The 13,664-nt window shown below is 64.1% G+C and carries 11 protein-coding genes; 5 read left to right on the forward strand and 6 right to left on the reverse strand.

Going from position 1 to position 13,664, the window contains the following annotated elements; genetic code table 11:
- Positions 1-12: 12 nt before the first annotated feature.
- A complete protein-coding gene (locus CSW57_RS01110; RefSeq protein WP_099381101.1) occupies positions 13-2,181 on the reverse strand; it encodes an MMPL family transporter in 2,169 nt (722 codons plus the stop codon).
- A 140-nt stretch (positions 2,182-2,321) separates the two neighbouring features.
- Between CSW57_RS01110 and CSW57_RS01115 the strand changes: the two genes are divergently transcribed.
- Positions 2,322-3,149 (forward strand): crotonase/enoyl-CoA hydratase family protein, encoded by an 828-nt coding sequence (locus tag CSW57_RS01115; RefSeq protein WP_189339097.1) that lies wholly within the window; start codon positions 2,322-2,324, stop codon positions 3,147-3,149.
- A 77-nt stretch (positions 3,150-3,226) separates the two neighbouring features.
- On the opposite strand, the gene CSW57_RS01120 is transcribed toward CSW57_RS01115, so the two are convergent.
- The 4 genes from CSW57_RS01120 to CSW57_RS01135 all read right to left on the reverse strand — a co-directional run bounded on the left by CSW57_RS01120 (position 3,227) and on the right by CSW57_RS01135 (position 7,218).
- Positions 3,227-4,393 (reverse strand): thiolase family protein, encoded by a 1,167-nt coding sequence (locus tag CSW57_RS01120; protein ID WP_099381102.1) that lies wholly within the window; start codon positions 4,391-4,393, stop codon positions 3,227-3,229.
- Positions 4,394-4,438: 45 nt separating this feature from the next.
- Complete coding sequence (locus tag CSW57_RS01125; protein WP_099381103.1) at positions 4,439-5,596, reverse strand: acyl-CoA dehydrogenase family protein; 1,158 nt, start codon at positions 5,594-5,596, stop codon at positions 4,439-4,441.
- 148 nt (positions 5,597-5,744) lie between these two features.
- Complete coding sequence (locus CSW57_RS01130) at positions 5,745-6,191, reverse strand: DUF6764 family protein (protein ID WP_062795053.1); 447 nt, start codon at positions 6,189-6,191, stop codon at positions 5,745-5,747.
- A gap of 511 nt (positions 6,192-6,702) precedes the next feature.
- Positions 6,703-7,218 carry a hypothetical protein gene (locus tag CSW57_RS01135; protein ID WP_223248974.1) on the reverse strand — a complete coding sequence of 172 codons (516 nt, stop codon included), beginning with the start codon at positions 7,216-7,218 and terminating at the stop codon, positions 6,703-6,705.
- Positions 7,219-7,385: 167 nt separating this feature from the next.
- Here CSW57_RS01135 and CSW57_RS01140 point away from each other — a divergent pair, with 167 nt between their 5' ends.
- Together CSW57_RS01140 and CSW57_RS01145 are read left to right on the forward strand one after the other, a co-directional pair.
- The gene (locus CSW57_RS01140; protein WP_223249074.1) at positions 7,386-7,997 is read left to right on the forward strand and encodes a TetR/AcrR family transcriptional regulator; all 612 of its coding nucleotides are present in this window, start codon (positions 7,386-7,388) and stop codon (positions 7,995-7,997) included.
- Positions 7,998-8,053: 56 nt separating this feature from the next.
- Entirely contained in the window at positions 8,054-10,399 is a 2,346-nt protein-coding gene (locus CSW57_RS01145; protein WP_099381104.1) for an MMPL family transporter, read from the forward strand.
- Between the two features lie 78 nt (positions 10,400-10,477).
- Here the strand turns inward: CSW57_RS01145 and CSW57_RS01150 are convergent, their stop codons facing one another.
- The gene (locus CSW57_RS01150) at positions 10,478-11,353 is read right to left on the reverse strand and encodes an oxidoreductase (protein ID WP_099381105.1); all 876 of its coding nucleotides are present in this window, start codon (positions 11,351-11,353) and stop codon (positions 10,478-10,480) included.
- 102 nt (positions 11,354-11,455) lie between these two features.
- Between CSW57_RS01150 and CSW57_RS01155 the strand changes: the two genes are divergently transcribed.
- Both CSW57_RS01155 and tgt read left to right on the forward strand, forming a co-directional pair.
- On the forward strand, positions 11,456-12,319 hold the full coding sequence (locus CSW57_RS01155; RefSeq protein ID WP_099381106.1) for a helix-turn-helix transcriptional regulator: 864 nt from the start codon (positions 11,456-11,458) through the stop codon (positions 12,317-12,319).
- Positions 12,320-12,400: 81 nt separating this feature from the next.
- Entirely contained in the window at positions 12,401-13,663 is a 1,263-nt protein-coding gene (gene tgt, locus CSW57_RS01160) for a tRNA guanosine(34) transglycosylase Tgt (protein ID WP_099381953.1), read from the forward strand.
- The last annotated feature ends 1 nt before the right edge of the window (position 13,664 follow it).

Below are 13,664 nucleotides of genomic sequence, written 5' to 3' on the forward strand. Positions count from 1 at the left end.
CGCCGGGCACCGTCAGGAGCGGGCAGTTGATGAATCTGCGGGGCCGCTGGCGGTCGCGTCGCCATCGGACCGCGAGGGTGGCGACTGCTTCGGCCCGCCGGGCACGTCGTTCGCCGGCCACCAGAACGCCTTGCGCTGCAACACTGAGAGGGCAGGCACCAGCGTGGGAGCCATCACAAGCGATGCGAGCAGGACACCGATCGCGACTCCCGCACCGAGCTCCTTCAGGTTGTCGAGTCCGGTGAGTGTGAGCGAGGCGAAGGTCAGCGCCAAGATTGTGCCCGACGCGGCGACGGTCGGACCGTCGTTGGCGATGGCGATCCGCGCCGCGTCAGGAGGTGAATGGCCGTCGCGGAACTCCTCTCGCAATCGCTCGGCGAGCAGGATGTTGTAGTCGGTGCCGATTGCGACCACGAACAGATAGAGGACGATCGGCGTCGAGAAATCAATACCTGCGAGGCCGGCCGCGTGCAGGAAGACGATGACGAGGGCGCCGAGTGTGGCGGCGAAAGTGAGCCCGACGCAGATGAGCAGATTGATCGGCGCCAGAACCGACATGAGGAGCAGTCCGAGGATCACACCGACGATCACCACGGCCACCGGGAACACCAGACCGGTGTCGGAACCGAGCTGTTTGCGCACGTCGACCAAGGTCGACGTCTGTCCGCCGACGTAGACCTCGGCCCCGGGGATCGAATCGTGTGCTGTCTGCCGCACGGGGCCTTCCACCGTGTCGAGAGCGTCGGTGGTGTACGGACTCTGGGTCAAGATGACGTTGATCAGCGCGGCCGTGCCGTCCTGGCTGATCTTGGGTGGCTGCACCGACGCCACGCCGGGGACCTTCGCCAGGTTTGCCTCGAGCGTGGCCAACTGGTCCTGCGGGACCGGACCGGGCGTCTTCACGTACACCTGGGTGGGGCTCAGTGCACCCGGAGGCAGTGAGTCGGCCAGCGTGTCAAACGCCTGCTGAGACGGTGTGTCCGAGGGCATTTCGGCCAGGGTGTCGTAGGTGGCCTTGTATCCGGTGCTGAAGACCGCCAGCACTATCAGGCCCGCCACCACCGTGCCGACCACGATGATCGGTCGGCCGCCCACGAATCGGCCGATCCCGGCGAACGGCGAGCGTCTGGGGTCGTGGCCCGGTCCGAGGGGCCAGAAGAGGTGGCGATGCAAGATGGTGAAAATGGCGGGGATGAGCGTGAGGGCGGTCATCAGCATGACTGCCACAGCGATGATCAGACCCGGTGCCAGCGAACTGAGTGAGCCCAGCTTGGCGAGGAACAGCGCGGAGAAGGCCCCGATCACCGTCAGTGCCGACGACGCGACCACGCGACCGACAACTCGCGTCGAGAGAATGATCGCCGGATTGTGAGAGTCACCCCGCCGCAACTCCTCCCGGTACCGGAAGAGTAGGAAGACGATGTAGTCGGTGCCTACACCGAAGAGCACGACCACCAGGATCGCGTCGAGGGTGGTGCTCACCTCGAAGTCGAAAAGGCCTGCGGCCATGGCTGTCACACCACGAACAGCGATGAAGACCACGCCGATCACGACAATGGGCAGGATAGCGATGATGGGACTGCGGAACACCAGCCCGAGCGTGAGCAGGATGATGACCACCGTCGCAATGGTGATGACCTGCTCGGCATCAGCGTAGGCGGCGTTGCTGTCGACGGATATCGCGGCATTGCCGGTGAGACCCGCTGTGAGCCCGGTGCCTTCGAGATCTTTGGTGGCATCGTCGCGCACATCGGCCACCGCATCGTTGACCGTCTCGTCACCGGGTTGCCCGGCGAAGGTCACCTGGAGCGCGGCAACCTTGCCGTCCGGTGAGAACGATTGGGGACTACCGATGACGCTCGTGACGCCGGGAATCTTGGAGTCCTGCAACGTTGTTGCCAAACCCAGGGCGGTCTGTTGATCTTGCGGCGTCAGCGGGGCGCCGTCCGGACGAGATATCACCAGGCTGCCGCCGGCCCCGGCCGTGGCCGGGAAGTACTCGTTCCCCAGTTCCTGGGCGTGGACCGATTCGAACGACGATGGCAGGAAGTCTTGCTGATTGTTGCTCGTGCGATCCTCGAGGTTGGGCGAGAACAGGATGATCAATACAGCGATCACCACCCAGCCGGCGATGAACCGCCACGGATGAGCGACCACCGTGCGGGCGATGACAGCGAACATGGAAACTTCCGTCCGAGGGTAGGGCATGTACATGCTCGCTCCGCGTTTCGCGATCCTGCTCGGGTGCCGCAAGATGGAGCCCGGGTCGAAGCGGGAAAAGCATATCGCCTGGCGGCGTGCGAAGGGGGAGAATCCATTGCATGACCAACCCCAACGATGTGACCGGGTCACATGAAGTCGTCGTCGCTCATACCGAGGACAGCATCACCACCTGGACGCTGAACATGCCCGAGGCCCGCAATCCCATCTCAGGCGACGAGGTCGTGTCCCGGATGGTGGACCTGGCCGCGGCCGCCAACGCAGACCGAAACGTACGCGTGGTGATCCTCACCGGAGCCGGCTCGGCGTTCTCGGCAGGCGGCAATGTCAAGGACATGGTGGACCGGGTCGGCATGTTCGGCGGCAATCAGGCCGACATCCAGCACGGGTACACCAGCGGGATACAGCGACTGACGCGGGCGATCTACGGTTGCGAGGTGCCGATCATCGCAGCGGTGAACGGACCCGCGGTGGGCGCCGGATGTGATCTGGCGTTGATGGCAGACATGCGAATCGCCTCGGACAACGCCTTTTTCGCGGAGAGCTTCGTGAAGCTGGGCCTGATTCCAGGCGATGGTGGCGCATGGCTGCTGCCGCGCGCAGTGGGTGCGGCACGCGCCGCGGAGATGGCCTTCACCGGGGACCGCGTGGATGCGGCGACCGCACTGGAGTGGGGACTCGTGTCGCGGGTGGTGGCCGCCGACGCCCTCATGGACACCGCTAAACAGTTGGCCGCCCGCGTGGCCTCGAATCCACCGAATGCATTGCGTCTCACGAAGAAGCTGTTACGCGAAGCGGATACGCAACACCTCGGCGGCATCCTGGAGTTGTCGGCTGCGATGCAGGCGATCTCGCACGGCACGGCTGATCATCGCGAAGCGTTGTCCGCCTTTGTCGAGCGTAGGCCCGGGCAGTTCACGGGAGACTGACGGACCAACTCGAACCCGTTGACGCACAGAGCGGCTGCCACCAGTCCGGTGGCAGCCGCCTGAACGGCTGGATCGGGTCAGAGCAATTCGAGGATGGTCGCGTTGGCCATGCCGCCTCCCTCGCACATCGACTGCAGTCCGTACTGGATGCCCTGCGCCCGCATCCGGTGGATCATCGTGGTCATCAGTCGCGCACCGGACCCGCCCAGCGGGTGGCCGAGCGCCATGGCGCCGCCGTCCGGATTGAGAAGCTTGTAGTCGGCGCCCGTGCTCTTCTGCCAGCCGAGGGACACCGATGCGAACGCCTCGTTGATCTCGAAGGTGCCGATCTGATCGATGGACATTCCGGCGCGCTGCAACACCTTCGCGGTGGCCGGGATCGGGCCCTTCAGCATCGTGATCGGGTCGGCGCCCACCACCGCCACCGAATGCACGCGGGCGATGGGGGTCCATCCGTACACCGACGCGAGTTCGCTTGTGGTGACCAGAAGCGCGGCGGCGCCGTCGGAAATCTGAGAGGCGTTGCCCGCGGAGATCACCCCGTCTTCCTTGAACGGTGTCTTGAGCCCCGCCAGCTTCTCGAGTGTGCCGCCTCGGCGAACCCCCTCGTCGGTGGTGACCACGGTTGTTGTGCCGTCTTCGGCCGTGACGGTGATGGGTGCGATCTGGTCGACGAAGCGTCCTTCGTCGATGGCGTTGCCCGCTTTCTCGTGGGAGTCGAGGGCGTGCTGGTCCAGATCCGTTCTGCTCAAACCGAATTCGTCGGCGATCATCTCTGCGCCGATACCCTGGTTGAACTTGAAGTTGTCGTAGCGCTCGCGCACCATTGGCCCAAAGGGTTCGCCGTGCTCTCCACTGGCGCGTGCGGCACCCATCACCACACGTGACATCGACTCCACACCCCCGGCTACGGCCACGTCGTAGTGGCCCGCGACAACTCCGGCCGCAGCCAGATGTACTGCCTGCTGCGAAGATCCGCACTGGCGGTCCACGGTGAGTCCGGGCACCGACTCGGGCCAGCCGGCGGCCAGGACCGAATACCGCCCGATGCAGCCGGCCTGTTCACCGACCTGGGAAACGCATCCCCAGATCACGTCGTCCACCCGTTCGGGATCGAGGCCGTTGCGGGCGGCGAGCGCCTGCAACACCTGGGCGGACAGATCGACCGGATGAATGCCGGACAGACCACCACCACGTCTGCCGACGGGGCTTCGAACGGCATCGACGATCACTGCATCACGCATTGTTTGTTCTCCTGCTGTTTCGGATCACTGAGATGGGACGGGCTTTCAGATGCCCAGGGATTTGGCGATGATGGTCTTCATGACTTCGCTTGTGCCACCGTAGATTCGGGACACACGCGTGTCCGCGTAAAGACGGGCGATGGGGTATTCGGTGACGTACCCGTATCCGCCGTGCAGCTGCAGGCACTTGTCGATCACCCGCCCCGCGCCTTCGGTGCAGAACAGCTTGACCTTGGCCGCATCGGCCACGGTGAGGTCACCCGAATCGTGGAGCTCGAGCGCACGGTCGGCCATCAACACGATGGCTTCGACGTCGGTGGCGCACTCGGCGAGTACGAACTTGGTGTTCTGGAAAGCCGCCAGCGGCTTACCGAAGATGTTGCGGTCCTTGACGTAGTCCAGCGCATGCCGCAACGCGGCCTGGGCGGCGGCCGACGACTGCAACGCAATCGTCAGGCGTTCCTGCGCGAGGTTGTGGGTGAGGTAGTTGAAGCCCTCGCCCTCCTCGCCGAGTCGGTCTTCTACCGGGACGCGGACATTGTCAAACGAGAGTTCAGCAGTGTCAGAGGCTTTGAGCCCGATCTTTTGTAGCTTGCGTCCCACCGAATATCCCTGCGATGTGGTGTCGACACACAAGATGCTCAGACCGCCGCGCCGGTTCTCCGGGGTGCTCGCCGCGGTTCGGCAGACCACCAGGACAAGATCGGCAAGGGCGCCGCCGGTGATGAAGGTCTTGGCGCCGTTGAGCAGATAGTGACTGCCGTCATCGGACAGCTTTGCGGTGGTTGCGATGTTGGCCAGGTCCGAGCCGGTGCCGGGTTCGGTCATCGCGATCGACGTCATGATGTCGCCGGAGATGAATCCGGGAAGCCAGCGCTTCTTCTGTTCTTCGGTTGCGTACTTCACCAGATACGGCAGGATGAGGTTCGAGTGAACCGAGTAGGTGCCGAACGTGACACCCGCGCGCGCCGCTTCTTCGGTGACCACGGCACTGAATTTGAAGGTGTCCGCTCCACCTCCGCCGAACTGTTCGGGCGCCTCGATCCCGAGGATGCCCATCTCGCCGAGACGGCGATAGAAGTCGCGGGGCGGATGGCCCTGCTCCTCCCATTCGTGGTGCACCGGTGCGACTTCGCGTGCGATGAAGTCGCGCACCACCTTTCGAAAAGCTTCATGTTCTTCGTCGAACACCGTGCGGAGCATTGCTCCTCCATCTTCAAGTGCACCGATCGCGGTCGGTCCGCGACGCAAGGTTCACTTAGCAAACTAGAACACCAGGTGATGGAGGGTGAGCGCTATCGCCGGAATCGAGGCCCGAAACTCACATGGATGAGTCTCGGGCCCCAACCGCTCAGCCGAGTGGGATCTGGGTGGTGCCGTTGTTGAAGCAGCCGCTCCAGGTCTGGAAGTCCCCGGCGAAGCTGATCCCGTCAGTGCACTGCACCCGGTTCTGGCCGTCGACCACCACAGTCGCTCCCGGCCCCGCGATACCGATGGACAACCCGGGATTCACGCCCTGCATCTCCACAACGGCCCCTGGTCCCAGCGCGATGGCAGCCGGGCCTGAGAAGTTGTTGCCGGTGGACACGGCGACGCCGCCATCTGCGGTGATGGCGAGTGTGAGGCCGGTCGGACCCGAGGACGAGTAGCAGTTCGCACCTGCACTGGTCTGGCCGGGCAGGCTCGGGCAGATCTCAGGAGCGGCGGTGGCGGTAGGTGCGGCGGCGAAGGTGAGGGCGGCGGCACCCGCGCCGGCTGCTGCGGCGGCGACGACGGACTTGCGAGTGAAACGAATCATTCTCGAGCTCCTTTTTCGATGCGGCATTTTGTGACGTCTACCACACGTGTTCGGAGTCGAAACAAAGGTGGATTGACTGCTGTGTGAAAAAGTCGCACAAGGTGGTTTCGGGGGTTGGAATTGTCGCCGAGGTTCGGTTTGTAGGGCGAGCAACTACCGGTTAACCAAGCGACACCTTTCGCAGGCTCGCAGGCTCGCGGTTCTGGCCGATGCTCGGTCTGCGGGGCCTCCGGCATCGGCCGGCTTGCGATTCCTGCCAACGCTCGGTCTGCGGACCGCGCGTTTGCGGGTTGGGTGAGCGCCGCTTTCGGGAGGCTCGCGGTTCTGGTCGGTGCGCGGTCTGTAGGGCGAGCGTGTGCGGGTTGGGTGAGCGGCACCTTCCGCAGGCTCGCGGTTCTTGCCGTTGCTCGGTCTACGGGGCAAGCGTGTGCCGGTTGGCCGAGGGGCTCGCAAGCCCCGCCAACGCTCAGCCCATCAGGCACGCGACCCCGACTGCGACAGAACAGCCAGATCACTCGATGGCGAAGCCGAATGCGTCCGATCCACGGGTGCACCGTGAGAGCACCCCTCGGGTTTGTGATGGGCCACATTCCCAGCCGCTGACCTGCTGCGGAGTCCCTGTCGCGATCTTCGGGCCGTACTCTTTGGCGACCGGCATCACTGCGGCGCAATCCACATTGCTTCCGGCGAAGATGACGACCTGTAGCGCACCGTCGGGACCATTGACCGTCTCGCACCGGGCGCCCTCGATGGCGGGAAGTCGCTTCGAGTCGGGTATCGAGGTGGCCGGTGGCAATGACGGGCCGGGTACGGCGGGTGCATTCGAGTTTTCGGTCGACGTTGTGCGCGATGAGGTGGCGCCGGACTCCGCCGGAGAACTCGAACCGATCGAGGCGTTGCCCGAACTCGGCGCGGTCGACGAATTGCCAGACGCGGTGGAGTCGTCCCCGCCGCAGGCGGCAAGTGTGACGACCGCGCCCGTGGCGATCATCAATGGTCCGGCAAGTCGGAGAAGAGCAGTACGCATGGGCCAACCGTAGCGAACCGCATCCCGGCCCATATGACCGCGACGGATCCATGAATCGGGTGATGCCTGCCACTCCAGCGGCCCTCTGTGACGTGTTCTATATTTTTGCACCCGACAGAAAAGTTGCAGAACTCTGCAACTTCCGTACGGTGGAAGTCGTGCAAGAAATGGGCTTACGTGAATCCAAGAAGGCAGCCACTCGGCTGGCTCTGGCGACTGCGGTGCTCCGACATGCCTCGGACGGCGGCCTCGAGTCGGTGTCCGTGGAGACCGTCGCTGCAGAGGTTGGAGTATCGGCAAGAACTTTCCACAACTACTTCCCGAGCAAAGAGGATGCGCTGATCTATTTCGTCGGCGTCATGCTCGACCGCCTGGCCGATCTGATCGAGTCACGACCCGGGGGAGAAGTGCTCTGGGACTCGGTCGAGTACGCCTTGACCGAGATCGCCTGCGACACCGAAGCCGATCCGGGGCAGTTCCTGACCCTGATCCGTCTGCTCGAGACCGAGCCGACACTGGCCGACCACAAACACAGTGACGGACTGGCCGCGGAACAGAAGGCCCGGTTCGAGTCGGTGGTCGGTTGCCGCGGTGAATCCACCGACTTGGGCCTGTACGAACGCCTGGTCTTCGGCAATGCGTTGGTGACCCTGCGGGTGGGGTTGGAGATGTGGAGCGAGGGGCTCGCCCCGCACACCGACCTCCGTGAATTCCTCGGCGAAGCATTCCGTCTCACCAAGTGCGGCTTGTCCCGCCCGATGTCGACACCACATCCCTGACCTGACGCCTACCGGCGCTCCCGAACCTCCCGAAGACCCACTGGAAGGACCAGCACATGGCCACTTATCTCTATCGAATAGGCAAATGGGCCTATTTGAACAAGTTCAAGATGATCGCGATCTGGTTACTCGTGCTGGTCGCGATGGGTGTCGCGGCCGCAACGCTGTCGAAGCCCAATTCCGAGAGTTTTTCGATTCCGGGCATTCCGTCGGAAAAAGCTCAGAATCAGATGGTCGAGGCCTTCCCGGAAAAGCCGAAGTTCTCCGAGGACACGTCGGTCAAGTACGTGGTGAAGGCCCCGGAGGGTTCGAATCTGAACACTCCGCAGAATCAGGCCACCATCAACGCCATGGTCGAGCAGATGAAGCAGCTCGACAAGGTCAAGCAGCCGGATTCGATAGCCAACCCATTCGAGACCTACGGCACACCTGACAGTCCCGGGCCCGGCTGGAACGCGGTCACCGAGTTCCAGACCCAGCAGTTCGGGAAGTCGCCCGACGAAGCGGCAGCCGACGCGCAGGCCGGTTCACCGATCAACAAGGACCAGACCATGGTTCAGCTCGGTGCGCCCTTCGACGTCGAAGCGAGCGCGGACGTGAGCGCAAAGGCTCACGAACAGATGGAAGACATCGCCGATCAAGCGCGCAAGGGAGGCCTCACGGTCGAGATGTCGGGTACGGCCCTGCCGCAACCCGCGATCGGTCTCACCTCTGAGCTCATCGGTATGGGCGTCGGTGCGATTGTCATGATCCTCACCTTCGCGTCGCTGGTCGCCTGGGGCATGCCGCTCATCACCGCGATCGTCGGTGTGGTGATCGGCATGATGGGAGTCACGGCAGCCACGTTCTTCTTCGATCTCAGCTCGGAGACCCCGATCCTCGCGACGATGATCGGTCTGGCGGTCGGCATCGACTACGCGCTGTTCATCCTCTCCCGTTACCGGCATGAGGTGCACACCTCCAAGTCTCGTGCCGAAGCAGCCGGAAAAGCCGTCGGCACAGCAGGTTCGGCCGTTGTCTTCGCCGGTGCGACCGTGTTCATCGCGCTCGCAGCCCTTTTCATCGTCAACATCCCGTTCCTCACGGCGATGGGCCTGGCCGCGGCCGGCACGGTGCTGGTAGCCGTCCTCGTCGCGCTCACGTTGCTGCCTGCGATCCTCGGTCTCTTCGGCGGCAAGGTGTTCGCCGGCCGGATCAAGGCCCTCAACGCACCTGATGTGACGCCCGCCGATCCGGCGCGTCGCCACAACGGCCAGCGTTGGATCAACCAGGTGGTCAAGCGGCCCGCGCTCTTCGCGATCGCACCGATCATCCTGCTCGCGCTGATCGCACTTCCGATGGCCGGTCTGAAGTTGGCTCTGCCCAACGACGGCAGCGGCGACCCCAGCACAACGCAGCGCAAGGCGTACGAGCTGGTGGCCGAGGGCTATGGTCCAGGCCAGAACAACCCGTTTGTGGTGGTTGTCGACGGCAGTGCCATCGCGGACGAGACGCAGCGGATCGACGCGTTCAACGGTCTTGTCAACCAGATCAAGGGCGTCGACGATGTCGCCACAGCGCTGATCAGCCCCGGCGACGTGAATGCGTCCGGCGATACGGCGATCATCTCGGTGCTCCCTGCGAGTTCGTCGGGAGAAGAGGCCACGCAGCAGCTCGTGAAGGACCTACGCGGCCTGGAATCGAGTGTCACCGAGTCGACCGGCCTCACCTACGGTGTCACCGGGCAGACAGCGATCGAGATCGATGTGTCCGATCAGCTCAGCTCAGCACTGATCCCGTACCTGATCGTCGTGGTCGGACTGGCGTTCATCCTGTTGATGATCGTGTTCCGCTCGATCCTGGTCCCGCTGACCGCCGCACTGGGCTTCCTGCTCAGCGTGGGCGCCACCTTCGGTGCCACGGTGGCGATCTTCACCAACGGTGACCTCGGGCTGATCGGTAATCCGCAGCCTCTGGTCAGCTTCCTGCCGATCATGCTCATCGGCGTGGTGTTCGGACTCGCGATGGATTACCAGGTTTTCCTGGTGACCCGGATGCGCGAGGCGTACGTCCACGGTTCGTCGGCCAAGGACGCGATCGTGACGGGCTTCAGTCACAGCGCCCGCGTGGTGGCAGCCGCAGCCGCCATCATGATCTCGGTGTTCGCCGCCTTCATGCTGCAGGAGATGGTGTTCATCAAGGCGATGGGATTCGCGCTGGCGGTCGCAGTCTTCTTCGACGCCTTCATCGTCCGCATGACGCTGATCCCGGCCGTACTCGCCCTTCTCGGTGACAAGGCGTGGTCGCTGCCCAAGTGGCTGGACAAGATCCTGCCCAACGTGGACATCGAGGGCGAGAAGCTCAACAAGACGCTGGCCGCCGAGCAAGCGGAATTCGACAGGCGTGAACAGGTGTCCGTCTGAGCGTCCTAGCGCACAACACTCACCCCACCGGCTCGCTGAGCCGGTGGGGTGAGTTCGTTTGCGGGAGGAACCACTCGGCTACGGCCCGGCTATCGTGTCCAGCTCGGCGTAGTCCGCGTCGGACAGCTGCAGGCCGGCGCCAGACGCGTTGTCACGCAGGTGGGTGACCGATGAGGTGCCAGGGATCAGCAGGATGTTCGGCGACCGCCGCAGGAGCCACGCCAGAGCAACCGACATCGGCGTCGCGTCGAGCCGAGTTGCCACCGAACTCAACACCTCCGGCTGCAGGGGGCTGAATCCGCCGAGGGGAAAGAAGGGCACGAAGGCGATGTTCTCGGTGTTCAACGAGTCGATCAGCGCGTCGTCCTGGCGATTGGCCACGTTGTAGAAGTTCTGGACACACACGATCGGCACGAGCGAACGGGCTTCGGCGACCTGCTCAGGTGTCACGTTGCTGAGCCCGAGGTGCCGGATCAACCCATCCTGCTGCAACTCCGCCAGGGTCGTGAACGCCTCTTCGATGGATCCCGACTCCGGGCCCATGGGACTGCCCACCCGCAGGTTGACCACATCGAGCACATCGAGTCCAAGATTCGCGAGATTGGAATGGACGCTGTCGCGCAGCTGCTGGGGTGATCGAGCCGGGGGCCATCCGCCCTGGGCGTCACGATGCGCGCCGACCTTCGTGATCACGCGGAGCGAGTCGGGGTAAGGGTGAAGTGCCTGTCTGATGAGCTGATTGGTGATGTAAGGCCCGTACGCGTCGCTGGTGTCGATGTGGGTGATGCCCAACTCCACCACCTCGCGCAGGACACTGACCGCGGCGCTGCGGTCGGCCGGAGGTCCCATCACGCCGGGACCTGCCAATTGCATTGCGCCGTAGCCGAAACGGGTGAGATTGAGCTTATCGGTGAGGGGGAAGACCCCGCCGGGTAGTCGTGTTGCGTTTGTCATCTCCCCACCGTGCGAGAAGCGACGCGACCGTGCCAGTGCCCCGGTCTTCCTGGGAGTGACAGGGACAGTCACGTCGACCGCAAGTCTGAGTACGGTCGTCGTATGAGCGGCAACGGACAACTCGGCGACTACCTTCGTGCCCGACGGGAGCTCGTCCGGCCAGAGGACGTCGGGCTGCCGGTGGTGGGGCAGCGCCGCGTGTCGGGGTTACGCCGCGAGGAGGTGGCGATGCTCGCGGGCATCAGCTCCGACTACTACCTCCGGCTGGAGCAAGGGCGCGACCACAACCCGTCAGTGCAGGTGCTCGAGTCACTCGGCCGCGTACTGCAACTCGACGAGACGGCCACCACTTATCTCATCGGACTCGCTGCGCCCCAGACACGCAAACGCACGCGACGTCACCGTCGCGAGACGGTGCCCGAGGGTATCCGCCAACTACTTGCCACCATCGGAATGCCGGCCTTCGTGGAGAGTCGACACTTCGACGTGCTCGCCGCCAACGACCTCGCCCGCGCCGTGTCACCAAACTTGCGCGTCGGTCGGAACCGTTTGAAGGCGTTGTTCCTCGACCCCGGCGAACAAGCACTCTGCCCGAATCATGAACTGGCCATGGCTCACCTTGTCGCTGGCTTTCGCCAGTCGATAGGCACCGACGTCGATGATCCGCGTGTGGTGCAGATAGTGGGGGAGCTGTCCCTGGCGAGCGAGCAGTTTCGTCGACTGTGGGCTCGGCACGACGTGCGGGTGCGGGTGGGCACTCAGACCCCGATGTACCACCCGCAGGTCGGCGAGCTGATGCTCTACAAAGACCGGCTTGCCGTCGATGCATCCGAAGGTCTTGTCTTGGTGATCTATCACGCGGCGCCCGGATCCGACAGCGCAGAGAAGCTCGCTCTGCTCGCATCGCTGGCCGCGCAGGCGGCGCCGGAGTTGTCGGCGCGTGCAGCGGACGTGACGGACGGCTGAGCGCCGGCGCCACTGGTCAAGGAGGCGCCGCCACTCCCCGGCGTTTTGCCCGGTGGTGCGGCGCACTGGGAAGATGCATCGGTGAACGATCCCCAACAAGGCCCCGACCGCAGTTTCACCCTCGGGACCAGCCTGCCCGGCACGCTCGGTCGAACCGGGACGATCGATACGCCGCACGGGCAGATCAAGACGCCGGCGTTCGTGCCGGTCGGGACCAAGGCGACGGTGAAGACCGTGGTTCCCGAGGCGGTGCGCGACCTCGGCGCCCAGGCGGTGCTCGCCAACGCCTACCACCTGTATCTGCAGCCCGGTCCGCACATCATCGACGAGGCTGGTGGTCTCGGGAAGTTCATGAATTGGCCCGGTCCCACCTACACCGACAGTGGCGGCTTCCAGGTGATGTCGCTCGGTGCGGGCTTCAAGAAGGTCATCGCGATGGACGTGACCGGCATGCAGAACGACGAGGTGATCGCCGAGGGCAAGGAACGACTGGCCCGCGTCGACGACGACGGAGTCACGTTCAAATCGCATCTGGATGGGTCGTCCCACCGGTTCACCCCTGAGGTGTCGATGCAGATCCAACACCAGTTGGGCGCCGACATCATCTTTGCGTTCGATGAACTCACCACGTTGATGAACACCCGTGAGTACCAGGAGACGTCGCTCGAGCGGACGCGCCTCTGGGCGGTCAGGTGCCTGGCCGAACACAACCGGCTGACCGCCGAACGCAGCCATCGACCGACCCAGTCGCTCTGGGGAGTGCTGCAGGGCGCGCAGTACGAAGACCTGCGGCGCAAAGCAGCGCGTGATCTGGTGGCGATGAGCGAACGCGACGTCGACAACGGCGGCCGCGGTTTCGGTGGCTACGGAATCGGGGGCGCACTGGAGAAACAGAACCTGGGCACCATCGTCCGGTGGGTGAACGAGGAACTGCCGCAGGACAAAGCGCGACATCTACTGGGGATCAGCGAACCGGACGACATCTTCACGGCGATCGAGAACGGGGTCGACACTTTCGACTGCGTGTCGCCGTCGCGGGTGGCGCGCAATGGGGCCATCTATTCACTCGATGGTCGCTACAACGTGACGAACAGCCGGTTCCGCAACGACTTCAGACCGCTGGATCCCGAGATCGAGAACTACACAACGCAATACACCCGGGCGTACATCCACCACTTGTTCAAAGCCAAAGAAGGCCTGGCGGCCACACTCTGCACCATCCACAATGAGCACTTCATCGTGACGTTGGTGGAGCGGGCGCGCCAGGCCATCGAAGACGGGACCTACTTCGAGTTCCGGGACGAGTTCCTCGGCCGGTACTACGCGCAGGCGAAAACCTCGTGAA

It is taken from the genome of Williamsia muralis (assembly GCF_002735905.1).
Lineage (GTDB): Bacteria > Actinomycetota > Actinomycetes > Mycobacteriales > Mycobacteriaceae > Williamsia > Williamsia muralis_A.

Excerpts from the sequence above, each read along its gene's own strand:
- CSW57_RS01155 (WP_099381106.1), top strand. The coding sequence starts at position 11,456 with ATGAGCGGCAACGGACAACTCGGCGACTACCTTCGTGCCCGACGGGAG.
- CSW57_RS01140 (WP_223249074.1), top strand. The coding sequence starts at position 7,386 with ATGGGCTTACGTGAATCCAAGAAGGCAGCCACTCGGCTGGCTCTGGCG.
- CSW57_RS01125 (WP_099381103.1), bottom strand. The coding sequence starts at position 5,596 with ATGCTCCGCACGGTGTTCGACGAAGAACATGAAGCTTTTCGAAAGGTG.
- CSW57_RS01115 (WP_189339097.1), top strand. The coding sequence starts at position 2,322 with ATGACCAACCCCAACGATGTGACCGGGTCACATGAAGTCGTCGTCGCT.
- CSW57_RS01150 (WP_099381105.1), bottom strand. The coding sequence starts at position 11,353 with ATGACAAACGCAACACGACTACCCGGCGGGGTCTTCCCCCTCACCGAT.
- CSW57_RS01120 (WP_099381102.1), bottom strand. The coding sequence starts at position 4,393 with ATGCGTGATGCAGTGATCGTCGATGCCGTTCGAAGCCCCGTCGGCAGA.
- CSW57_RS01145 (WP_099381104.1), top strand. The coding sequence starts at position 8,054 with ATGGCCACTTATCTCTATCGAATAGGCAAATGGGCCTATTTGAACAAG.
- CSW57_RS01130 (WP_062795053.1), bottom strand. The coding sequence starts at position 6,191 with ATGATTCGTTTCACTCGCAAGTCCGTCGTCGCCGCCGCAGCAGCCGGC.
- CSW57_RS01110 (WP_099381101.1), bottom strand. The coding sequence starts at position 2,181 with ATGTTCGCTGTCATCGCCCGCACGGTGGTCGCTCATCCGTGGCGGTTC.
- CSW57_RS01135 (WP_223248974.1), bottom strand. The coding sequence starts at position 7,218 with ATGCGTACTGCTCTTCTCCGACTTGCCGGACCATTGATGATCGCCACG.